At 66.0% G+C, this 20,875-nt stretch carries 23 protein-coding genes; 7 read left to right on the plus strand and 16 right to left on the minus strand.

The window, feature by feature from the left end; translation table 11 throughout:
• Positions 1 to 18: 18 nt before the first annotated feature.
• From A37U_RS43400 to queC, 12 genes are all read right to left on the minus strand, one after another.
• Positions 19 to 1,110, minus strand: a complete 1,092-nt coding sequence (locus A37U_RS43400; RefSeq protein ID WP_020496999.1) for a Gfo/Idh/MocA family protein — start codon at positions 1,108 to 1,110, stop codon at positions 19 to 21.
• Positions 1,107 to 2,282: an aminotransferase class I/II-fold pyridoxal phosphate-dependent enzyme gene (locus tag A37U_RS0112595; RefSeq protein WP_020497000.1), complete on the minus strand. Its 1,176-nt coding sequence runs from the start codon at positions 2,280 to 2,282 to the stop codon at positions 1,107 to 1,109. Before A37U_RS0112595 ends, A37U_RS43400 begins: the two co-directional genes overlap by 4 nt.
• 30 nt (positions 2,283 to 2,312) lie before the next feature.
• Positions 2,313 to 2,948 (minus strand): PIG-L deacetylase family protein, encoded by a 636-nt coding sequence (locus A37U_RS0112600; protein ID WP_240437568.1) that lies wholly within the window; start codon positions 2,946 to 2,948, stop codon positions 2,313 to 2,315.
• Positions 2,945 to 3,790 (minus strand): 5'-3' exonuclease, encoded by an 846-nt coding sequence (locus A37U_RS0112605; RefSeq protein WP_240437569.1) that lies wholly within the window; start codon positions 3,788 to 3,790, stop codon positions 2,945 to 2,947. Before A37U_RS0112605 ends, A37U_RS0112600 begins: the two co-directional genes overlap by 4 nt.
• Positions 3,790 to 4,914, minus strand: a complete 1,125-nt coding sequence (locus tag A37U_RS0112610; RefSeq protein WP_020497003.1) for a glycosyltransferase family 4 protein — start codon at positions 4,912 to 4,914, stop codon at positions 3,790 to 3,792. The genes A37U_RS0112605 and A37U_RS0112610 overlap by 1 nt, the downstream gene beginning before the upstream one ends.
• A complete protein-coding gene (locus A37U_RS43405; RefSeq protein WP_020497004.1) occupies positions 4,907 to 5,491 on the minus strand; it encodes a phosphoribosyltransferase in 585 nt (194 codons plus the stop codon). The genes A37U_RS0112610 and A37U_RS43405 overlap by 8 nt, the downstream gene beginning before the upstream one ends.
• Complete coding sequence (locus A37U_RS0112620) at positions 5,488 to 6,468, minus strand: radical SAM protein (protein WP_157182787.1); 981 nt, start codon at positions 6,466 to 6,468, stop codon at positions 5,488 to 5,490. The genes A37U_RS43405 and A37U_RS0112620 overlap by 4 nt, the downstream gene beginning before the upstream one ends.
• Positions 6,465 to 7,478 carry a glycosyltransferase family 2 protein gene (locus tag A37U_RS0112625; RefSeq protein ID WP_020497006.1) on the minus strand — a complete coding sequence of 338 codons (1,014 nt, stop codon included), beginning with the start codon at positions 7,476 to 7,478 and terminating at the stop codon, positions 6,465 to 6,467. The genes A37U_RS0112620 and A37U_RS0112625 overlap by 4 nt, the downstream gene beginning before the upstream one ends.
• Positions 7,475 to 7,930, minus strand: a complete 456-nt coding sequence (locus tag A37U_RS0112630; RefSeq protein WP_026197154.1) for a hypothetical protein — start codon at positions 7,928 to 7,930, stop codon at positions 7,475 to 7,477. Before A37U_RS0112630 ends, A37U_RS0112625 begins: the two co-directional genes overlap by 4 nt.
• Entirely contained in the window at positions 7,927 to 8,475 is a 549-nt protein-coding gene (locus A37U_RS0112635; protein ID WP_026197155.1) for a formylglycine-generating enzyme family protein, read from the minus strand. Before A37U_RS0112635 ends, A37U_RS0112630 begins: the two co-directional genes overlap by 4 nt.
• A 4-nt stretch (positions 8,476 to 8,479) precedes the next feature.
• The gene (locus tag A37U_RS0112640; protein ID WP_240437570.1) at positions 8,480 to 9,049 is read right to left on the minus strand and encodes a reverse transcriptase domain-containing protein; all 570 of its coding nucleotides are present in this window, start codon (positions 9,047 to 9,049) and stop codon (positions 8,480 to 8,482) included.
• Between the two features lie 410 nt (positions 9,050 to 9,459).
• Positions 9,460 to 10,227 carry a 7-cyano-7-deazaguanine synthase QueC gene (gene queC / locus A37U_RS0112645; protein WP_020497010.1) on the minus strand — a complete coding sequence of 256 codons (768 nt, stop codon included), beginning with the start codon at positions 10,225 to 10,227 and terminating at the stop codon, positions 9,460 to 9,462.
• A gap of 754 nt (positions 10,228 to 10,981) precedes the next feature.
• Here queC and A37U_RS0112650 point away from each other — a divergent pair.
• From A37U_RS0112650 to A37U_RS43410, 5 genes are read left to right on the plus strand one after another with little or no spacing between them, the layout of a single operon-like run.
• Positions 10,982 to 12,298, plus strand: coding sequence for a helix-turn-helix domain-containing protein (locus A37U_RS0112650; RefSeq protein WP_083933438.1), 1,317 nt, complete (start codon positions 10,982 to 10,984; stop codon positions 12,296 to 12,298).
• A gap of 16 nt (positions 12,299 to 12,314) precedes the next feature.
• Positions 12,315 to 13,199: a phosphotransferase family protein gene (locus A37U_RS0112655; RefSeq protein WP_063712783.1), complete on the plus strand. Its 885-nt coding sequence runs from the start codon at positions 12,315 to 12,317 to the stop codon at positions 13,197 to 13,199.
• A 57-nt stretch (positions 13,200 to 13,256) separates the two neighbouring features.
• A complete protein-coding gene (locus A37U_RS0112660; RefSeq protein WP_020497013.1) occupies positions 13,257 to 14,462 on the plus strand; it encodes a helix-turn-helix domain-containing protein in 1,206 nt (401 codons plus the stop codon).
• A 16-nt stretch (positions 14,463 to 14,478) separates the two neighbouring features.
• Complete coding sequence (locus tag A37U_RS0112665; protein WP_020497014.1) at positions 14,479 to 15,210, plus strand: 5-formyltetrahydrofolate cyclo-ligase; 732 nt, start codon at positions 14,479 to 14,481, stop codon at positions 15,208 to 15,210.
• Between the two features lie 8 nt (positions 15,211 to 15,218).
• The gene (locus tag A37U_RS43410; protein WP_026197161.1) at positions 15,219 to 15,791 is read left to right on the plus strand and encodes an AAA family ATPase; all 573 of its coding nucleotides are present in this window, start codon (positions 15,219 to 15,221) and stop codon (positions 15,789 to 15,791) included.
• Here A37U_RS43410 and A37U_RS51440 read toward each other — a convergent pair.
• The 3 genes from A37U_RS51440 to A37U_RS0112675 form a co-directional block, all read right to left on the minus strand.
• Positions 15,780 to 16,001 (minus strand): hypothetical protein, encoded by a 222-nt coding sequence (locus A37U_RS51440; RefSeq protein ID WP_157182788.1) that lies wholly within the window; start codon positions 15,999 to 16,001, stop codon positions 15,780 to 15,782. The two genes, A37U_RS43410 and A37U_RS51440, sit on opposite strands and share 12 nt — an antisense overlap.
• Positions 16,002 to 16,012: 11 nt before the next feature.
• Entirely contained in the window at positions 16,013 to 16,288 is a 276-nt protein-coding gene (locus A37U_RS51445; RefSeq protein ID WP_157182789.1) for a hypothetical protein, read from the minus strand.
• 505 nt (positions 16,289 to 16,793) lie between these two features.
• The gene (locus A37U_RS0112675) at positions 16,794 to 17,279 is read right to left on the minus strand and encodes a hypothetical protein (RefSeq protein ID WP_157182790.1); all 486 of its coding nucleotides are present in this window, start codon (positions 17,277 to 17,279) and stop codon (positions 16,794 to 16,796) included.
• A 974-nt stretch (positions 17,280 to 18,253) separates the two neighbouring features.
• On the opposite strand from A37U_RS0112675, the gene A37U_RS0112680 reads away from it, so the two are divergent.
• Both A37U_RS0112680 and A37U_RS0112685 read left to right on the plus strand, forming a co-directional pair.
• Positions 18,254 to 19,105, plus strand: coding sequence for a helix-turn-helix domain-containing protein (locus A37U_RS0112680; RefSeq protein ID WP_020497017.1), 852 nt, complete (start codon positions 18,254 to 18,256; stop codon positions 19,103 to 19,105).
• A gap of 46 nt (positions 19,106 to 19,151) precedes the next feature.
• A complete protein-coding gene (locus A37U_RS0112685; RefSeq protein WP_026197162.1) occupies positions 19,152 to 19,550 on the plus strand; it encodes a DUF397 domain-containing protein in 399 nt (132 codons plus the stop codon).
• An 89-nt stretch (positions 19,551 to 19,639) separates the two neighbouring features.
• Here A37U_RS0112685 and A37U_RS0112690 read toward each other — a convergent pair whose 3' ends face one another.
• The gene (locus tag A37U_RS0112690; RefSeq protein ID WP_020497019.1) at positions 19,640 to 20,830 is read right to left on the minus strand and encodes a hypothetical protein; all 1,191 of its coding nucleotides are present in this window, start codon (positions 20,828 to 20,830) and stop codon (positions 19,640 to 19,642) included.
• Positions 20,831 to 20,875 lie beyond the last annotated feature (45 nt).

The following is a 20,875-nucleotide window of genomic DNA, read 5'->3' on the forward strand; positions in this document are numbered from 1 at the left end:
TGCCACGCAGTGGAGATGTCAGCGTAGGCTCGCACCCCGCTCCTCTCGCAGCAGTCGGAGCTCGGCGGGATGTCCGCTCGTGCGCGCGAACTCGATGGCTTCGATGATCTCGACTACATGGTGGGCGCGGTAGCCGCTGCGGCAGTCCGAGGCGTCGTTGCGGATGGAGTCGACGAGATCTAGCACGCCGAGTCCGCGGCCGGTGGAGCCGGCCGCCTCATCCTGCGGGAGTTCCTGCCAGTTCTCCTCGCCGCGGCGGCGGTAGCGCACGGGGCCGTCGTGGAAGTTCGGGTCTGGCAGCACGAGCGAGCCTTCGGTGCCGTAGACCTCCACATGCGGGCGCGCGGTGGCCGCGATGTCGAAGCTCGTGGTCAGCGTGATGAGGGCTTGGCTGCGGGTGCGCAGGAGCGTGACTACGTGGGTCGGGGCATCGGCTCGGAAGGTGTTGCCGGCGTGGGAGCCGGTCCGGATGGTGCGTTCGCTGCGGGTCGAGGTCGTGGTGGCTTCGACGTAGTCGATGGGACCGAGCAGGTAGGTCAGCATGGCCAGGTAGTACGGGCCCATGTCTCCAAGCGGGCCGGCGCCGGAGGCATAGAACGGTTGTGGTGCCGGGTGCCACCTTTCGGGTCCCGGTGCCAGTAGTGCTGCATCGGCAGCAAGGGGAGTGCCGATGACGTCGGTGGCCAGCGCGTGGCGTGCTGCGCGCGCGGGTGGGGCGAGCACCGTGTCGGGCGCGGCGCCCACGAGCAGTCCTTTATCGGATGCGGTGCGAAGCAGGAGCTCGGAGTCGGCGGCGGTGAGGCCGAGCGGCTTTTCGACATAGACGTGGGCGCCGGCGTCGAGCGCGCGGCAGGCGAGGTCGACGTGGGTTGCCGGCGGGGTGAGGATGACGGCGACGTCGATGGTGTTTGTAGCGAGGATGTCGTTGGGGTCGCCGGCTTTGGGGACGCCGTGGCGCTCAGCGAACGTTTCTGCGGCGCGGCGATCGATGTCCGCGCACGCGGTGATCGTGAGGTCGGCGGTGTGCTGGAGCGTGGAGAGGTATTCCTGTGCGACCTGGCCGCATCCGATGATCGCGCAGCGCAGGGGCGGCTGATGGCGGCTGGTCATGCGGTCTCGCATTCGTCTTCGGTCAGACGCAGGGCGGAGGTGATCAGATCGAGGAACGCCGGATGGTGGGATTTGTCGAGCACGGGGATTTGGATGTCGAGGTAGCAGGCCGGGTCGACGATGTGACCGATGGACGTGGTCGGCGTGCTCGGCCAGTTCTGGGCCAGGTGCGGGTCACCTCGCCCTGGCCACCAGTGGCGAATGCCCGACCGGAACAGCTGGTCGGCGACGTGGTGGGAGTGGCGAGGCGTGGGGAGCCAGACGCCGACGAGCGATCCGTTCGATGCGTCGGCGCCGAGGTCTGGCGACTGCTCGACCGAGGTGGGGATGATGCTGCGTGTTATCGGCACGTCCTGGAGCCGGTCGATCAGCGCATCCTGGAGTGGGCGCAGGACTTGCCGCAGGTCATCGAGGTAGTTGAGCTGGGGTAGAGCGCTGGCTGCGGTGATCTCGCTCATTCGGACGTTGCCTCGGCCTTGGGCCTCGTCGGGGAGCGCGAGGCGGGTGTTGCCGCCGACGGCCCGCATTGCGTGCAACAGGTGGCTGTCGTCGGTGGCGATGACCCCGCCTTCCCCGGTGGCGACGAGTTTGTGCGTTTCGGTCGAGAACACCGCTGCCAGACCGTGACGCCCTACTGGCTCCCTATTGAGGGTGGCGCCCCAGGCTTGGGCGCAGTCCTCGATCAGCGTGATGCCGCGCTGGGTGAGTTCATCGGTGATGCGCTGGGTGTCCGGGGCCGGACGGCCTCGGAGGTGCGCAAGGATCACCGCGGTGGTGCGTTCATCAAGTAGGGGTTCGATCTGTTCCCAGTGCGGGGTGAGGTCGTCGGTTGCGGGCGCGATGATCGGTGTTCGGCCGCTGCGGAGGACGGCGGTGGGGACCGAGATCCAGCAGACCTCGGGGATGACGACCCGTTCGCCGTTTTCGCGCTGGGGAAGGCACTCCAGGAGGAGTTCGAGGGCTGCCGTGGCAGAAGCGGTGGCAACCGCGCCGTGGCGGCCGAGGTGCCCGGCGACGTGCTGCTCGAACTCCCGGACCTGGTCTCCGGCGATGGCGCTGAGCGCTCCGGACGAGACCACCCTCGTGATGCGTTCGAGCTGGTCGGTGGTGGTCAGAGTGCTGTATTGGTAGACGGCTTCGTCGAGGACGCGCGTCTGCCCGGTGATATCCATGGTGATGTCCCCAGGAGTGGCTGTGGTGAGTCAGAGCGTGGTGGCTGCTGGGATGCGGCCGAGAACGGGCAGCGGAGCGAAGTTCTCGCCATACCGGGTGCCGATGCGGCTGCCCCACAGACGGCCCAGGGTTTCGGCCATGGGGCCGAAATGCTCGGCGATGGGCTGTGAGGCATGCGCGGCGAGCGCCTGCATCTTGATGTCCCAGGTGTCGGTGACGTCGATGATGCGGTGCGCGGCGACCGGACCGTCAACGGTGAGCCCGTTGTAGGTATCGCCGGTGTAGACCCTGCGTGGGAAGCCGGTCGCGATCACGATCTCGGGCAGCGCCGCGGTCAGCGTGGCCGCCAGGTGCCGGTGATCGGGATGTACGTCCTCTAGCGGATGCGTGATGACGATCTCGGGACGAGTCACGTCGAGCAAGTCGTGCAGCGTGTTCGCATTGACGGTCGGGTACGGCTGGTACGCGGCCCCCAGCACGTGTGCGGCTGCAGCAGCTTCCGCGTTGCGCGTGGCATCGGCGTGTTCAGGCACCGCGATGGTCACGGCAGCGCCTGCCTGAGCGAGATGAGCGAGCGTTCCGCCGGCCCACAGCTCGGCGTCGTCAGGGTGGGCCATGACCGTGAGCACGGACGCCGGGCTGGTTGCGGGGTTTGAGTCGATCACCACAGCTCCAGCTTCTCGATCACTTCGGCTGGCTTGGGCAACTCGGCGCTGGCGTCACCGGTGGGCTCCAGCGGCAACGGCAGGTCGGTGCGCATGCGGATGAGGTCACGCCAGGCCAAGACCTGCCGCCACTGCTGCTCGACGAGCTTCCCCTTTGCACCGGTGAGCCGACCGGAGGCCGGCAGGTCATCCAGGCTCAGCCCTCCGTCGAGAAGCCGGGCAGCGGTGGCCGCGCCGATGCCGCGGACGCCGGGAATGTTGTCGGCGGGATCGCCTTTCAGCGCGCAGAACGATGGCCATTGCGCTGGACCTACGCCGTAGCGGGCGGCCACCTCGTCAGGGCCGATGTGCCTCTTGCCGGGGTGCATCGCCGTGTTGAGCACTCGGGCCTGCTCATCGAGCAGCTGGTAGTAGTCGCGATCGGTGGAAAAGATCCATGCGGGTCGGTCACGCGTGCGTGTGATGAGGGTGGCGATGACGTCGTCGGCTTCGGCGGTCTCGATCTCGATCCACGGGATGCCGTAGAGGTCGAGCCCGCACTGGACATCTGGGATCGCTTCCAGGGCCTTGCGCGCACCGTCGTCGAGCTCCCTGTTTGCCTTGTAGTCGGCATCGGAGTCCTGGCGTTCGACCGATCCGTGCTCACCATCGAAGACCACGATCACCTCGGGGGCCGCCGGTAGCTCGTCGCGGATCGCGACCCGTAGCAGGGCGAAGAAGCCGAAGGGGGCGGTGAGGTCACGGGTTTTGTCCCGCGAGCGGATCTCCGCGGGAAACCCGAAGGCTGCTCTCCAGAGCAGGTTGTGGCCGTCGACCATCAACAAGGGGACTTGAGCAGACATCACCGCACCGCCTTTACAAACAACTCGGCGACTGTGGTGGGCTGGAAGTCCCTCGTCCGGTAGTACGCAGCCCTGGACAGGTGCCGGTAGCGTACCGGATCCCCCAGCAGGTCCTCGGCAGCCTTCCACAGCGCGTGTTCACCACCTGCCCGCGGGACGACCACGCCGCCCGCTTCGGGGCCTGTACCGACCAGGGAGGGCAGGTGGTCGATGTCGAAGCAGACCACGGGGGTGCCCACCGACATGGCCTCTAGCGCGACGAGCCCGAAGGACTCTCGCCCGGAGGGCACGATCACCACGGCCGCCTCGGCAAGCCAGGCGGGCACCTGCGCCCAGCTGATACCGCCTGATCGCAGGTGCACCCAGGGGCTGTGCGCTGCGGCGTGCTTGCACCGGGACCACTCGTCACCTTGGGCGCCGGATGCGGTCTCGAACCCGGCATCGGCGACCACAACCTCGGCCGGACGTCCGAGCGACCGGGCCTCGTTGACCAGAGCTGCGATGTTCTTCTCTGGCCCGAGACGGCCCAGTACTCGGATCGGGCCTCGCCTGCGCAGCGTCTCCCGAGCAGCCTCGTCCGGGCATGGATGCTCGTGCAGCAGGCCGTTGGGGATCACCCACCAGCCATCGGTGTCATAGCCCCGCTCCCGGGCTTGGTCGAGCACCGTGCTCGATGGGGCGATCACGTGCTCGACGCTGGCTAACGCGACGGCCAGGTCCTCGTCGTGCCCGATGACGTGTGTGGCAAGGACCGAACGCGCTCGATGCTGGACAGCCACCCGCCCCAAGCCCCATAGGGCGTCCACGTACACCGCGATGTCGACGCCGTGCGCATCGAACGTGGCGGTGATCTCTCGGTGCAGCCGGTCGCCTGCCTCGTGAATCGCTCGGCGCAGCGTGTCGTCGTCGCAAGGGAACGAGGCGGCGAGAGTGTTGAGCTGGATGACGTCGGGGTCGAGTTCCGGCTGCTCGGCGGCGGTGAGGATCATCGCGCGGTGGCCGAGCCGGCGCAGACCCTGCGCCAAGGCCGCGGTGGCACGTTCCATGCCTGCCGGTGCGTTGGGCGTGTAGGACGCGAGCAGGAACGCCACGGTCAACGGAGGTGGGTCGTGTGCCTCAGCCACGCGTGATCACCCGTTTCGGAAATGGGAGCGGCGTGGTCGAGTGACCTGCGGGAACGTCCTCCCACGGGAATACGACCCAGTCGGCGACGTCCCAGCAGTAGAGGTCGGGCGGAGTGGGTGCGCCGCGGTTACGGCACAGGGCGCAGGTGAGGAAACGGGTGTGGGGCTCGGCCCAGGGCCGGAGGGCATCGAGGACGGCGGTGAAGGTGGCGCCGGTGCCGCAGATGTCGTCGACCACCAGCACGGTTCCTGTGAGCCGATCGAGCTGCCAGGAGTCGAGGTCACAGGTCACGGTTCCGGTTGCCGGGCTGCACGGCGCGTCGGTGGCGTTGTGGCTGGCGCGGACGATGTGCGTTTGCACGTCCAGGCGCGCGGCGATGCGGTGGGCAGGAGTGGTCCCGCCGTGCGCAATACCGATCACCGCGCTGACCTTGTCCAAGCCGGCGCTGGTGGTGAGTTGACCAGCTGCGGTGGCCAGCAGGTCGCACGCCTGCAGCATCACGGAGTTGTGCAGCTGCCACAGGCGGTGGCGCTCGAAAACGCGATCTGGAGCGGTCGAGGTGGTGCTCATGCTCATGCCGAACCATCCCTCCCGGTCAGCGCCAAGTCGGAGGGGTTGGTCAAGGCGCGCAGGGTGGTGATGCGGTCGGCAGTCGGGTCGTTGCGCCACACGCGCCCGTCGGCTCGGACGACGGTGAAGCCCCCTGCGTCGTCGCGGGTCCGCAGCCGGACAGTGACGGCGTCGGGGATGTCGAGGTCGGCGACGGTGGCGGCGGCTTCCTCATCGGTGAGTTGTTCGGCTCCTGCCAGCGTGGTGCCCTCGCCGATCGCAAGCATCTGCAGGAAGGTCACCCCTTGTGCCCCCAGGTCCGCAGCGAGATCGACCATGCGTTGCGCACTGCCGCGAGTGGAGGCCATCAGGACGATCTGCAGCTGCGTGGGGATGCCATGGGCAACAGCGGCTCGGACGCCGGCGACAGCACGGTGAAAACTGCCCGCTCCGCGCCAGCGGTCATGGGAATCTGCCTCGGAACCGTCCAGGCTGACCCGGACGGCGTCGACCTGCCCGGCCAGTGCTTCAGCACGCCGCTGCAGATGCCAACCGTTGGTGGTCACGCTCACCACGCACCCGGCGCTGGTCAGCGTCGCCGCGAGGTCACCGAGGTCACGCAGCAGCAGCGGCTCGCCTCCGGAGAGGTCCACAGCCAAGACGCCAGACTCGCCGAGCACGGCTGCGATCCGCAGACGATCGGCTCGGGCGAGTTCGCGGACCGTCTTGTCATCCAGGCAGTGAGGGCAGGCGAGGTTGCAGCGCACCAGCGGGGACCAGCACACGTTGACTGGAACGTCGCGATCCAGCTCGCCGGGGTGGATGGTGGGCAAGCTCGCCACCGAATCGCTGGGCAGGTGGGCGCGCCCGAGGGCGATCAAGTCCTCGGTGCGGTGTGTCAGCCCCGTCAACGGGTCATGGACATAGCGGGTGTGGCCGCACGCACCGGTGGCGAAGACTCGATGCATCGTAGCGGTGGCCGTACTGTGCTGAAGCGTTGTCATCGCAAAACCTCGCAGGTGTGCAACAGGGAGTTCATCGAGGCGGTGAATGTGGTGCTCTGGCCGGAGCGAGCTGGCTCCGCAAGCAGGGCGCGATAGCGGGCCAGGGTGGCGTGCCAGGTGCTGAGCTTGTGCTGCCATTGCTCGGCGGCGTCGGGTGGATCGAGATGGAACCCGACAGCTTGGCGCAGCGGAATCACCAGGAGCCCGGCGGCGATGAGGCTGGCCCCAAGATGGGTGTCCTCCATGCCCCAGCCGATGCGCCCGAACTCTGGGTCGAAGCCGCCGACGTCCAGGACTGCGGTGCGGGGCACGGCCAGCAGCGCAGTGACGACCATGCGGGGCAGGTCCCAGTCGTAATACGTCCGGCCGTGCCCCAGATCGCGAAAGTCGCGGGTGTGCTCTAGCGGCTGGCCGTCGATGGGTTCTCGCAGGGTGATGCCGCTGTAGAGCAAAGGGGTGTTCACTGGTGGTCGCCAGGTGACTCGGTGGTCCGCGGCAAGCTCGGGGCCGGCGTCCGGAGCAACGCCGTACCGCAGGTTGTGGCGGAATCCGGTGAGAACGGTGTGGTCGGTGGCGCGCGCACCGAGGTCTGCCACGGTCCCGGGCGGTAGGAGCATGTCGGCATCGACGTAGAGCACGGTTTCGCCTTGGGCAAGGTAGGTGCCCAGGTTGCGGGCGGTAGCTGCACCGCAACGGGTGGGAAGCCGTAGCCCTGTGGTCACGGCCGGATGCGTGGCGATGACCTTCGCGGTTGTGTCGGTGGAGGCGTCGTCAACGACGATCACCTCGAAGCGCCGACCGTAGGACTGCGCCTGCAACGCGTCGAGGACCTTCGGCAGGCAGTAGGCAACGTTGCGTGCGGGAAGGACCACCGACAGGCGCCGACCGCCGACCCAATTGGCAGGAACGGGGTGATGCCATGCGACTTCTGTGGCGCGCTCGAACTCCCGGGTGTGACTCGTGTGGTCGTTTCCGCGGTGGAGCAAGGTGTTATTGAGCGAAGAGGTCATGTCCACCCCCAGGTGTCGAGGACAGCTGCAGCCCGATGCCAATCCCGTGGGGCAGCGATCCAGTACAGGCGGATGGCGTCGAGGCGGTGCACCACGGGCTCCAGGGCGAAGAGGTAAAGGGGTTCGACCAGTGCCAACACGTGGGTCACGGCACCCAACTGATCATTGAGATGCGGAGCTACGTGCTGACGCAGGGCATCGGCGTCGGCCAGGTTGGTCAGGCGGCGGTCGTAGTTGAGGACGGGCGAGTCGGCGTGGAGCAAGCCGTAGAGCGCCGAGATGATCCGTATCCGCTGGCGAAATCGGGTGTCGTCTCCGAGGCGATCCCGAAGTCCGGGTATGCACCCGCCCTCGTAGAGATCCAAGGCGGGTATGGGTTTCTCTGTCGGCTTCTTCCGCCGTGAGCAGCCCGCGATGATCAAGCCGCGTTCGACGGGAACGGGTGGGGTCATGGTTCGCGGACCACCCTGAACCCGATGCCGGGCGAACGGAGTTCGGCCGGGGCGGAGTTGAGGAACGTGCACTGCGCGTACAGGGGCGGCGAGGCGTAGGAGCCACCGCGGATCACGAATCCGTCGCCCATGGTGGAGCTGGCGGTCCACTCCCAGACGTTCCCTGCCACGTCGAGCAGCCCGTCGGGTGTTGCCCCGTCGGGATGGGCGGTCACATCGGTTGTATCTCCATGTCCTGAGTCCTGGAGGTTGGCCATTTCGGGACCCCATGGGGCGTCGCCCCATGGCCACACTCGTCGCTTGGCGCCGGAGGCCATCCACTCCCACTCCACCGATCGGGGTAGCCTTCCTCCGAGCTGGGACGCGATGTGAGCAGCCGTGGCCTGGTCGATATCGGTGACTGGGCGTTGCTGGTGCGGGTTGTCGCCCAGCTGTTCTTGGGTGATCGGCGTGCGTGTCCACAGCAGCGTGGGCACCGTGACGGGGCGTGCTTGGTCTCCGAACAAGCAGGTGCCGCCCGGGATTTCGATCCAATCGAGACTCATCGCGCTATCCATCGATCAAGAAGAGATCTTCGGCATTGGCCTCGCGCCGAATACGGCTCTTGGCCGCGTTCGGTTCCAGACGCACTGCGGCCATGGCATCGCTGATGCACCAGGCTGTTTCATCGGCGGCGGACACCGTTTCGGTGAATGTGCAGTAGTTGTCGGCGAATCGCACGACCCGAAGCCCTGTGAGTCGTCTATCTACTTGCGATAGACGGAGGTTGATCAGGAGCGGTGCCAGACCGGACCCTGGCACCACGGGACTAGGCAACCCGGCGAGAACGGTGCGGAGAAGACGGAGGAACGTGCCGTCGTAGACGTACTCGGCGAACCAATCCACCGCTTCATCGACAGCGACTCCCTCGGAGACCTTGGCGGCGTCGAGGTCGGCCACGCATCGGTATCCGCAGGTGAGGAACTCTGCGGCTTGGCGCAGTGCTGTGTTGCGGTTCCGCCGTGGCCGGTAACCGGAGACCCAGCCGGCGAATGCCCGGGCCTCCAGGATCGGCTCGACCGCGTTCCGCACCGCTCGGTGCACGAGGCGATCCACCACCGTGGGGATCACAGTCGGCATGAATTTCCCGGTATAGGTGGGAATCACCAGTTCGCGAAGCGGGCCAGGGCGCCATGTTCCTGCAGCGAGCTGCGCTGCGAGGTCCGGAAGTGCTCCTCGTGCCTGCCTGCGAAGGTCAGCCCAGGTCATCCCGTCGGCCCCGGCGCTGGACGACCGCCGCCCACACTGGCGTAGTGCCTGGCGAAGATGCTTCTCGCTCAACAGCGGCATCAACGAGTGCGATTGGGGAGTCGCAGGATCAGTCGCTGGTGTTGCGATCTCCGAATGCGCTAGAGTCGGCTTCGCCTGAGTGGCGGGCACGATCCCACCATCCCCTGAGGCGAACGCGCATCCCAGCACACGCGTGTCGGGACGGGAACGACGGCCCCACTCAGGTCCTTCCGCAGGGTTTGGCTGAGCGTCGATCGTCATCATGCGCACCCCACGGCGTAGGTCGTCGGGTCGGTCACGTCTGCCTCGTGGAACGCTTCTCGTCGCTCCGTGCAGGTTCCGCACGTGCCGCACTGTTGGGCGCCGCCGCGGTAGCACGACCACGTCTGCTCGAAGGGAACGCCGAGGGTGGCGCCGAGTCGCACGATGTCGGTCTTGGTATTGGCCAGAAACGGGGCGACCACCTGGAAGTCACTGGGGAGATGACCTTCGTTCGCGATGCTCGCCGTGTGGGCGAAGCTCGTGGCAAAGGGCTCCCGGCAGTCTGGGTAGATCGGGTGATCGCCGGCGTGAGCGCCGAAGGCGACCGCATCGGCCTGCGTGACGACCGCCAGAGCCACCGCGATGTCGAGCATGATGGCGTTGCGGTTGGGAACTACGGTGGCCCGCATCGACGCGTCGGTGTAGTGGCCGTCCGGAACCTCTACGCCGGAGTCGGTCAACGCCGATCCGTGGAGCACGCGCCCCAGCGCGGAGAGGTCGACCACCTCGTGAGGCGTAGCCAGGGCCGACGCAGTTGCCGCCGCGTAGCGCAGTTCGACTCGATGGCGCTGGCCGTAGTCGAAGGACACGAGGCTCAGCTGGGTTCCGCGGGCATGGAGCCAATAGGCCAGCACGGTCGAATCGAGCCCGCCCGAGGCGATCACGACCGCATGGCGAGGATGGCGGTCAATGCCGGGCTTTCCCGGAGCTGCAAACGTGTCGATCTGGTGTGACTGCGAGGAAGCGGTGTTGATGGTGGCGCTCATACTCTGGATTCCTTGATCGGTGGTGCGCGGTGGAGGTGAAGGTCGGGGCGCGCTTCACCTCCACCGCGGCCTACGCGCTGCGGCTGCAAAGCCGGCGGCGGTACGGAAGCTCGGGAAGACCTATGCGCTAAAGCGGCCTCGCGGAGCACTCATGGCTGTTTTACGCGACGTGGCGGCCGACCGGAGTGCCCGACGCAAACGCCCAACGTCGAGGGGTTGCACGACGACGGGACCGTGCGCTGGAAACTCGACCCGTACATCGCCGCTGGGCAGCTCATGGACGGTGATGTGTGCGCGTCGTCCACGCCCATCCCGGCAGGGAATGCGTTCGTGCACATGTGCGTCGTCGCTACGAACGAGCCAGCAACGGCGGATCGTCAGCAGTCGTCTCATCAGCACCGGTTCCTCCAGATCGCTCGATACCCGGAGGGCTGCACGCTCGCTCTAGTCGGGCGATGCGGGATGGCACGCGGTGCGAGCCGACGGTCTACGCAACGGGATCGTGGCGCGCATTCGCCCACGAATCGCTGGGGGAGCGTCACAATGTCTCCTCGTAAGCAGCGAGCCCCTTATTCAGGTCCGAGCACCGCTCTTGGCCGAACGGTCGGTGTCCGCCTCGGTGGGTGCTCAGCTGGTAGTCAACCGGTGGGATGCACGATGAACCAGAGCAAAATCGCTGCACAGATGCTGCACGGTTGCTGCGCGAAGACCTGTGACCTGCGCATATGCTGGCGAGATTGAATGGATGCAGTCGATGGCGAGGGGTGGTCACGTGCCAGGTAAACGAGACCGGCTCGCGCGTCAGCGCCACGCAGTGGGGATGACCCAGGAACAACTCGGCGCCGTGCTCGGTGTTGAGCGCTCGACGATCTATCGGTGGGAGTCCGGGAAGGTGGCACCGCGGCCCGACGTGCAGCCCAAGCTGGCACGCGCGCTGAGCGTGAGCCCTGATGAGCTAGCGAACCTTCTCATGATCGAGGCTGGCCTCAGTTCGGCGCCAGCGACGACGGGACCACGCGACGCCTCTCGACCTCAGCAGACGTTGACCGAGTTCAGGATTTCCAGGCGTGCCCACGACTACTCGGGCGGTATCGACCTCGGTGGAAGCCCACGCGACTTCCTGGCCGGCACCGTCGTCGAAACCCCGCTACCTACACGGCTCGGCTGGACGGAGGTTGAGCATGTCCGGGCGACCACGCGTGCGGTAGCGATGTCGGAGAACCTATTCGGGGGCGGACTCTCGTGCGAGGCGGCAGCAGCGCAACTGCGCTGGGCTGGACAACTGCTGGAGGTTCAGGCTCCCAGGGACGTTCACCGCTGCGTCACTGAAGCAGTCGGCAACCTCGCCAGCGTCGTTGCATTCTCCGCGTTCGACATCGCCAACTACTCCGCCGCCGATCGGTGCTTCGAGTTCGCGCTCTGGTGTGCCGACGAGTCGGGTTCCTGGGCGCTGCGGGCGAACACGCTGGCGGAGATGACGCGCAAGGCCGCGTATCTGGGCAACCTCGACGACGCCCTGGAACTGATCGAGTTCGCCGAGGTACGTTCCGATCGGCTCACCGCGACGGCTCGGGCGATGCTGACAACGATCCGAGCTCGGCTGTTGGCGCTAACCGGCCGGTATGCCGAAGCCCAAGCGGATGTCGATCGCGCGGACGCTCACTTTGCCGACCATGATCCCGACGCCGACCCGCCCTGGCTGTGCTACTACGACGCCGCCGAACACCAGGGCAGCACCGGTAAGGCGTTGATCCCCATCGCGCAAGCATGCGGGAACCCGGAGCTGGCTGCCGGTCGGCTCACCGCTGCGGTCGAGTTACAGGCCGCCGACTACCCGCGTTCGCGGACGTTCTCCCGAGTTCGGCTGGCCTCCTTGATGATGGCCACCGGGTATCCACGGGAAGCTGTGCCGATCGGCCGCCAGGCCGTGATCGACACGGCCGCGCTACGGTCGAAACGGCTCACGACCGAACTCCGCGGCCTTGCTCGGAGTGCTGCTCCTCACGTGCAGCTGAGCGATGTCGCCGAGCTGAGGCACGACATCGCCACGTTGGGGCGGCCGTCGACCTGACACCATCAGCGGGGTGATGGCACCTCGCGAGACAGCAGACGACGTACTCGCCACCGCGGCGCAACGGGCTGGCCTCGATGCCACGAACGTGGTCTTGATCCGTGATGGCTCCAACGTGATGTACCAGCTGCCCGGTCGTGTCGTTGCACGGATCGGGCCGGAGCACACCGGCGACAACGCTGCACGACAGGTCGAGATCGCTCGATGGCTCGCTGACTCCGACCTTGCGGTGGTCAGGGCGCTCGACGGCGTTCCGCAGCCGACCCTGGTGGGCAGTCGACCTGTGACCTGGTGGCAACAGCTACCAGAGCACCGCCCGGCCACAACGGCTGAGCTCGGCGCCGTCTTGCGATCGTTGCACGCGCTCAGCCTGCCTAAGCAACTGAAGCTACCTCGCTTCGATCCCTTCGCTGGGGTTGACGAGCGCGTCGCCGCAGCCCAGCACCTGCCCGGGGATGACCGAGAGTGGTTGGTCCGGCGTCTCCAGGAACTGCGCCAACAACTGGGCAGCGTGGAGCTCGACCAGGCCGACCGTGTCGTACACGGAGACGCCTGGCAAGGCAACGTCGCCGTCCCTGAGAACGGCACACCGGTTCTGCTCGACCTCGAACACGTCTCCTGCGGTCATCCCGATTGGGATCTGATCCCCATCGCGGTCGACCATGTCGACTTCGCCCGGCTGAGCAGCACCGACTACCGCGATTTCGTCGCGGCCTACGGCGGGCATGATGTCACGACCAGCTCAGCATTCCGCGTCTTTGCCGATATCCAAGAGCTGCGCTGGGTGGTGTTCGTCCTCGGCAAGGCCGCCAACAGCACCCAGGCCGCACGCGAAGCACAGCACCGCATCGCGTGCCTACGGGGCGAGGTTTCGCGGCCGTGGACCTGGACCGCTTTCTAAACCTTGGACAGTCGTACTGCCTGAATGTCCTTGACCTGCGAAAATTCGACGAGGATCATGGAGTTGCACTGGTCGATCGGGGGTTGCATGTCCGGCAAACGGCTGCGTCTTGCGCGGCAGCGCCGCGCGATGGGGATGACCCAAGAGGAGCTTGCCGCTGCCGTTGGCTTGGGAACCGATCGGTCGACGATCTATCGGTGGGAGTCGGGAGAGATCACCCCGCCCGCGCGCAAGCAGCCGCGGCTCGCCCGCGCGCTCGGCGTTTCGCCCACCGAGCTGATCGACCTCCTCACGCCAGAAGTCGAACCGAATTTGCCTTCCAGCAGGAGGCGGGTTGGGCGTGCCCTCCGCTTCCCGAGCAGCACTGACCCGGTCACCGTGGAGAGCTTGTGGCAGGAAGTCCGTGGCCTGGACGAGCGGTATGACCGGATGCCCTCGACATCCCTGTTAGCGGATACCGGTCAGGCTCTCGGCCAAATTGGCTTTCTTGCCCGCAATGGTGGAGACGGCGCCTTGCAGCGCGACCTCTTCGCGGCCGAGGCCACGGCTGCAACGTTGATGGGCCAGCTGGTGTGGGATGCCTCCCAGCGTCGGGATCACCGGACCGCTCGGCAGTACTTCGAGCAAGCGACCGCTGCGGCCCGCGAGATCGATAGCCCGACTGCCGAAGGGCATGCGCTACTGCGCACCAGCTATCTCGCGCTCTACGGGGAGCGCGATCCCATCGAAGGGCTTCGGTTGACCGAACAGACTGCCGAGGTCGCGCGCTCGGGCAGCAAAGTCTTGACCGGGCTGGCGCAGCTGCACTCGGCCGAGGCCCACGCCATGCTCGGCGACGCACGGCAGTGCGAGTCAGCGCTTGCCGCCGCGGAATGCAGCTTCAGCGGTGTCCGCGCCACCGACGGTGCCGCGCATCTGTTCTCCGAGACCCAGTTCGACCGACTGGCCGGCTCCTGCTATCTGTTCTTGGGCGACCACCGCCGTGCCGAACGCATCCTCGATACCGCAGCTCAAGCCATGACCACACAGAGCAAGTCCCGGGCGATCGTGCTGGGCAACCTCAGCCTCGCTCACCTGCACCAGCGGGACCTCGATGCGGCTGCGGCGAGCTTGCACGACGCCATCGACGTCCTAGAAGCCACCCGGGGTGGCGGCGGGTTGAACATCGTCTCCGACGCCGTACGCAAACTCCGCCGTTGGCGTGGCGAGCCTGTCGTCCAGGACATCTATGATCGGCTGTTCTCTCTGATGACCACAGCGTGACGAGGAGCCGCACACAGTGACCACGACCGAGGTGGACGGGCGCAAGGACACCATCCGGTGCCAGGTATGGGACTTGCTGGACCAGCAGGGTGTCGTCGCTGGCGACGGCAGCGCGCACGGACGCATCCCGAACTTCATCGGTGCCGACCGCGCCGCTGATCAACTCGCGGCCCTGCCGGCGTGGGAGGACGCCAGCGTGATCAAGGCGGTGCCGGATAAGGCTCAACTCCCGGCTCGTGCCCGCGCCTTGCGCGAGGGCAAGGTCGTCTACATGGCCGCACCGAAGCTTGCGCCGCCGCAACCCTTCTATCTGCTCGACCCCGCTCAGCTGGCCGTCCCTGCCGAGGACGCTGCTTCCAGTCGAATCGCCCCGTCGGTTGCGCGCAACGTCGGTCTGGACGAACTTCGGCCGGTCGACCTGATCGTGTGCGGCAGCGTCGCTGTCAACCGCCGAGGTGTGCGCCTTGGCAAGGGCGCCGGTTACTCGGACATCGAAGTCGCCCTGCTCGCCCAGGCCGGTCTGATCGGGCCCGCGACCACGATCGTCACTACTGTGCATCCGCTTCAGGTGGTCGAGTACGACATTCCTGAGACAAGCCACGACTTCAGCGTCGACGTGATCGTCACGACCGACGAAATCATCACCTGTGCGCCTCCGCGCCGTCCCAGCCGACTCGACTGGGACGATCTGAGCGCAGAACAGATCGCGGCAATGCCGGTCCTCCAGTCATTGCAGAACAGCCGCTGACGCACACCATGATCGACGAGCATGCGTCAGCGTCATCGGCGACGAGCTCGACCGGAAGCAAGAGCTCACGGCTCGTTGTGCTCCGCGGCCCCTCGGGCTCGGGGAAGTCATCAACTGCACGCCGCTTGCGCGAGCATCTTGGTCGCAGTGTCGCCTTGATCGAGCAGGACTACTTGCGTCGGATTGTGCTCAAGGAGCTCGATGTTCCCGGTGGAGCGAACATCGAGCTGATCTCCACGGCTGTACGGTTCGCACTCGATCGCGGGTGGCATGTGGTCTGCGAAGGCATCATGCACGCGGCGCGCTACCGTGACATGCTCGACGGGCTGCGCCGTGATCATGTCGGCAGGACGACGTTCTACTACTTTGACGTTTCCTGGGGCGAGACCCTACGACGACACGGGACACGACCGCAGGCCAACGAGTTTGGCCATGACGAGATGCAAAAGTGGTACCGAGCGGCAGATCAACTTGGCTTCGACGAAGAGCACATCATTCCTGAAGAATACTCGCTGGACGACACCGTGCGCCGTATCTTGGGTGAAGCGTTTAACGAGAGCGTCGATTCCTCAGCGCTCTGATCCCGTTTCAGGGTGTTGCATCATTTGAATGGCCGACACCGGGGGTTCTGCGCCGTGGTGACCAGCCGATGGTGTGCCTTCCGCGCAGGAATCAAGAGCGAGGGAGGTAGCGGCGAGCAGCGCAACGACTATCAGCAGGTTGAGGATGAATCGCAGCGTCGTTTCCGGTGTGCAATAGCTTTCTGATGTGGGTTTCTTGAATTGCTGCACCGCAGATCTCCTTACATTTTCTTGCGCATTAGGTCGAGTACGTGCGCTAGCTGGTCGGCTGTCAGCGGTGGTTGCCACTGGCCAGGTCTTTGCTGTGACGTTCGGTTCGTTTCTGAACGCTGGAACGCGACCTCGGCAGCGCGTCGCTTTTCGGCCTTGACGTTGGGGTCGTCCATATCGGTGGTCGGCCATTGTGGTTCAGCATCGATAACTGCTGGGAGTTCTACTGTCGGGGTGGGCAAGAATTCCCGCTCAAAGGCAAAGAATGGCACGGTTGGTGCCTCCATCGATTCCACGCTATGACGTCCACTTTGGTCAGATACAGCGTCACCCGTAACCGGATTTCCCGTGCTGTCGCGAAGTTCGTGACGTCCCACAGCAACCCGGCATGCCTCGGATGTGTGATGTCCGTCAGTTCGGCGTGCTAGCCGAAGCGTTCGTAAGCGGCCGACGCGAGGTGCGGTCTCCTTGCGGGGCCGCCAGCCGATCCTGGCATTCCGTGCATACGTGTTCAGTCGTCTCGTCCGCATTAGAACGTGGCGGCACGAGGTATCCACTGGCACACAGCGATGGAATGACAATTTGATGCTGACCGAGCGGCCCGCTGGCGAGGTAGGGCATCGTGACGGGCCCGCCCGACGCGATCCTCGGGAAATGCCTTGTCCGGCCGCCGAGCACGTCGGGACACGGCGTCGTTGCACTGACTTCATCCAGGGATATACGCACGATTGATCTCTCCGGTGAGGACGGATATGTGGTGCTACTGCTCGCCTGAGGTCGCCTTACAGCTGGTCAACGCTGCGCCTGGAGAACTTTGCGGGCGATCGCGACAACCGCGGACCAAGGCGGCAGCGGGCGGTCCTGCTGCGGACGTCGAGGCCAGTGCTCGGCATCGGCCGGATGCGGCACGACAACATGACCGCCACGTGGAACGGCATGCACCCGGGCTGTTCGTAGCTCGACGGGCAGCTCCAGATTGGGGCGCTGGCACGGCGCGGCCAGGAAAGTCCACCACCGGTGGTCGGTGTCTGTGCTGACCGGACCGTTCAATAGGCTCGTGCTCAACTCGGTTGCGACGGAGCTGGCCAAACGCGCGGGAAGGATGAGCGCGTCGAGTACATCGCCGGTATGCACCATGAGCCGCCGCCGACCAGCGTCGAGGCTGGTGTGCCAACCCAGGCGTCGGTAGAACTCCACGCCGGCGGCGAGGTCATACGGCACGCCTGAGTGCGCCATCGGGGTCGATGTCGGGCCATTGCGGTGCATCGTGCTTGTCATGGCGACACTCCGATTCGTCGCTCGGGATCAGAAATGGAAGGGCGAAGGAAGTGCGGGGAGGCGGTGGAATCTCTGCGCCGTCTCGGCCGGACTACAGCTCGGCGTTGCGAATGCCGGGGCGGCGAGGGAGTGGCGGGGCGGCAGGCGCGAGCGATGTGCGGGTCAGCGACGCGTCACGTTGGGCTGCTCGAAGCTGCGCCGCTTCGGTGAGCGTGAGCTGGCCCGACTGGGACGCGTCGATCCTGACTGCGTGCGTGGACACTCCAGCCCGTAGCTGCGTTGGGTGGCTTGGGTCGTCGCGACAGCGCACGATCCAGTTGGCCGTGGCCAACCCGGCGGGTTCCAGCAGCGCGAGCACGGATTTCGCAAGCCTGTGCGGTCTCACGGGACGTCCCCTGGGCTCTGGTGCGCTTTGGAACCCGGCGGGCAGGTGGAGGTCGGGGTCAGCACCTGCCCGCCGGGCGATATGAATGCCACGGCGGCCCTGTCGGAGTTCGGGGCCTCGGCGGGGCCGCCGTGGCTGAGTCCTGACCGATCCGCTCGGGGGGCCGCCGGGGAGGCAACGGATCGGGCAGGACCGTCGAGGTGCGGTGGCAGCGCCACGAGGAGAAGGCGGCGGGTAGCGCGCGGAGTCCTCGCGTGCGGGAAGGGGACTCGACGCGGCGCTACCCGCCGCCAGCGGCTCNCCCCNNCGGCCCCGCTGGGGCGAAACGGCCGTGCGTGCCATAGCAAGTGGTTCGAGAAGTTGGATGGCATGTGCGCTGCACAGAGCCGTTGCTGGGGTGCGCCACCATTGTCAAACCCATCGACGAGTACCCTTGTAACTTGTGTACTCATAAGTCTGACCTCGCAAGCGTGGCGGCTTCGGATGCTTCGGGTCCGACTGTAACTCGTGTACTCAAGTTGAGTACAGGTACAAATGGGTGAATTGGCCTGTGTCGTGCTGACAGGCTGGTTGTGATACGGAGGTAGGCGTGGCCCAGCAACAGCTCCCACCAGCGGTGATGAAGATCGTGTTGGGCAATGAACTCGCGCGACAACGCGTCGAGGCAGGGTTGAAGCAAGACGACGCGGCGGGGGTCTTGCGGTGCACGCAACAGAAGATCGCGCACATCGAGTCCGGTAGCGGCATCCGGCCGATGGAGTTGGATGCGCTTCTGGAGCGTTACGGAGCCAGCGAAACTGACCAGGCGTATGCCCGTGACCTGCAAGCCGAAGGTAACCGCCGGACCAAGCGCGGAGCGTTCAGTACGCGGTTTCGCCAGCACATGCGCCTGTTGGTGGACATGGAGCCAAGCTGCCAGCGCTTCTTCTCGTATCAGTCCATGGTCGTGCCCGGGCTGCTACAGACCGAGCAGTACATGCGCACGTTGTTCCGAGCTTGGCGCCCCTCGCCGAGCCAGGAACAGATCGACCGAGACACCTCCGACCGGCTGGCGCGCCAGCGGGTGCTCGACAACACCGACCAGCAGTTCTGGTTCATCATCGACGAGGCCGCGCTGCGCCGCACGACCGGCAGCGCGGGGATCGTCAAAGAGCAGGTCATGTGGTTGGTCGAGGCCCTGGATCGGCCGAACGTTGAGCTACAGATTGTGCCGTTCGCCACGGGCTACTACATGGGTCAAGGGCACGACTACAGCATCTTTGGCTACGACACGCGGCCACCGGTCAGTATTGTTTACCTGGAGCAACACGATGGTGGGACGTACGTGGACGACAGCAAGCGAACGACTCGGTACCTGACCTTGTGGGAGCAGCAGAAAGCTGCGGCGTCAGGGCCGGAGCAGACGCGTCGCTTTCTACTGGATCTCGCCGGCACCCTTTGACCTCGCGGTCAACGAAGCAGCTAACAGACGAAGGACAGCAGCGGAGATGACCTCCAACAGCGCTAGCACAACTCGCCGTAGCACCCCCGTCGGGATGTGGTTCAAGAGCACCTTCAGCAACCCGGACGGCAACCAGTGCGTCGAGGTCTTCTTCGACACCGATCTCGTCCACATCCGCGATACCAAGAACCGCGGCTCCGGTCCGGTGATCAGCGTGCCCTGCTCCCAGTGGGAAGGCTTCCTCGACGAGGTCGCCGGGCGCGCACCGGCTGGTTCCAACGGCACGGTCCAGATCATGGTCGACGCCGATGGCGGAGCAAGCCTCCATGCGCGCCGCACACCGGACAAAGTCTTGCTGTACACGCCAGAGGAGTGGGCAGCCTTCGTCGCGGGGGTCAGTTCCGCCGAATTCGATCTCCCGTCCGTGGCGGAGCTCGCCGCCTAAGCCGTCAACGGGGCCGGCCCCTGTACGCAGGGTCGGCCCCATTTGTCGCAACCGCGTCGAGGGTGAATCGCCCTTGAAGTCTCGCAGGATTATCCCTGGTGCTCCGCGTCCATCGGAGCACTGCCGAGGCCGTGGTCGCCTACCGTGTTTCGTGCTCGGCTGACTTGGGCGCAGATGAGTTGGTCGAATTCGGCCGGGCAGGTGAGGGCGATGCCGGTCATGCGGCAGGCTTCGATGAGCGCTCGGTCGTTTACGGGATGCTCGGTCGCAATCACCGTACGAACCGTTCGTCCGGCGGTGGCGAGTTCGCTGCGGTAGTGCAGCACTTGGCCGATCGCTGCGCGAACTTGACGCACCTCGTTGCTAGCGTTGGTGCTCTTGACCTCGGCGATCCACAACTCGTTGCAGTGCTGCCAGGCAAGGTCGTACTGGGGCTCGTGTGCTGCTGGCCGCAGCGGCACAAGTCCGGCTTCTTCGAGCGCAGCGGCGAGCTGGTCTCGAACGGCGTCGTGGGCCGCTTGCGCGTGCCGTGGTGGGCTGGCAGTCCCTTCTGCAGCACCGTTCGCCGGTAGCAGGTCGGCAAGCTTGCCTTCGTAAACTACGCCCACGTTGTCCTCGGTGGGCGGATGCACGCGATAGGACGCCTTCCTGGTCCCGTTCCGGCGGTCGCCTCGCTCGTGAGCGTTCCACCAGTACTGGCCGGTGAGCTTGCCGAACAAGGGAGCGTCAGGGTGGAACGTCTTGAAGTGGCCGCGGCAACGGTGGAAGGCTGCTCCGATGCCGTCTCGCTTGGCGTGGCCCTCCTTGTCGAGCGAGCGCGTCATCGGTTGGACGTCGAGGACGTGATACCGCGTCAGCGGCTGGCCGTGGCGGCGTTGGTGTCGCTGTGACTGTTTGGCCGCCGGCTGCACCGCGCTGGTCTGGACGTTCTTGCAATGCATCATTCCGAGCGTCATCAGTAGTGCGCCCGTGGCTCCGTCGGCCATCGTGAGGAAGGTCTCGCAGAGTTCGCCGAGTACGCCTGGATGGTCCGGGGATTCCGGGAACTGCGCTTGTTGGAGTGGCTTGCGGGTCTCGTCAGCCACATACCGGCCGCGCTCGTCGAGCCGCCAGTGCGCTGTGGCGATCGGCCCAATGGGATTCCCTTTCCTCCATTCGAGTACAAGATCCGCTGTCATCCGCCAGCCACCATCGGCATCGTCCTCACGCTTCACTGACCAGCCGAAGGCTGAGGCCCCAGCGAGCATTCCCGGGCCGATGCAACGCGCCTCCACGAACATGTACTCGTGATGCGCCCCGGGTTCTGTGCAGGCTCTGATTCCAGG

It is taken from the genome of Sciscionella marina DSM 45152 (assembly GCF_000379465.1).
Taxonomy (GTDB): domain Bacteria; phylum Actinomycetota; class Actinomycetes; order Mycobacteriales; family Pseudonocardiaceae; genus Sciscionella; species Sciscionella marina.

Coding starts and splice junctions, on each gene's coding strand:
- A37U_RS0112655 (WP_063712783.1), top strand. CDS start 12,315: ATGGCACCTCGCGAGACAGCAGACGACGTACTCGCCACCGCGGCGCAA.
- A37U_RS0112595 (WP_020497000.1), bottom strand. CDS start 2,282: ATGGATATCACCGGGCAGACGCGCGTCCTCGACGAAGCCGTCTACCAA.
- A37U_RS0112635 (WP_026197155.1), bottom strand. CDS start 8,475: ATGAGTCTCGATTGGATCGAAATCCCGGGCGGCACCTGCTTGTTCGGA.
- A37U_RS0112650 (WP_083933438.1), top strand. CDS start 10,982: ATGGCGAGGGGTGGTCACGTGCCAGGTAAACGAGACCGGCTCGCGCGT.
- A37U_RS0112640 (WP_240437570.1), bottom strand. CDS start 9,049: ATGCCGACTGTGATCCCCACGGTGGTGGATCGCCTCGTGCACCGAGCG.
- A37U_RS0112625 (WP_020497006.1), bottom strand. CDS start 7,478: ATGACCTCTTCGCTCAATAACACCTTGCTCCACCGCGGAAACGACCAC.
- A37U_RS0112605 (WP_240437569.1), bottom strand. CDS start 3,790: ATGTCTGCTCAAGTCCCCTTGTTGATGGTCGACGGCCACAACCTGCTC.
- A37U_RS0112685 (WP_026197162.1), top strand. CDS start 19,152: ATGACCTCCAACAGCGCTAGCACAACTCGCCGTAGCACCCCCGTCGGG.
- A37U_RS0112675 (WP_157182790.1), bottom strand. CDS start 17,279: ATGACAAGCACGATGCACCGCAATGGCCCGACATCGACCCCGATGGCG.
- A37U_RS51445 (WP_157182789.1), bottom strand. CDS start 16,288: ATGGAGGCACCAACCGTGCCATTCTTTGCCTTTGAGCGGGAATTCTTG.
- A37U_RS0112630 (WP_026197154.1), bottom strand. CDS start 7,930: ATGACCCCACCCGTTCCCGTCGAACGCGGCTTGATCATCGCGGGCTGC.
- queC (WP_020497010.1), bottom strand. CDS start 10,227: ATGAGCGCCACCATCAACACCGCTTCCTCGCAGTCACACCAGATCGAC.
- A37U_RS43410 (WP_026197161.1), top strand. CDS start 15,219: ATGATCGACGAGCATGCGTCAGCGTCATCGGCGACGAGCTCGACCGGA.
- A37U_RS0112690 (WP_020497019.1), bottom strand. CDS start 20,830: ATGTTCGTGGAGGCGCGTTGCATCGGCCCGGGAATGCTCGCTGGGGCC.
- A37U_RS43405 (WP_020497004.1), bottom strand. CDS start 5,491: ATGAGCATGAGCACCACCTCGACCGCTCCAGATCGCGTTTTCGAGCGC.
- A37U_RS0112660 (WP_020497013.1), top strand. CDS start 13,257: ATGGAGTTGCACTGGTCGATCGGGGGTTGCATGTCCGGCAAACGGCTG.
- A37U_RS43400 (WP_020496999.1), bottom strand. CDS start 1,110: ATGACCAGCCGCCATCAGCCGCCCCTGCGCTGCGCGATCATCGGATGC.
- A37U_RS0112620 (WP_157182787.1), bottom strand. CDS start 6,468: ATGACAACGCTTCAGCACAGTACGGCCACCGCTACGATGCATCGAGTC.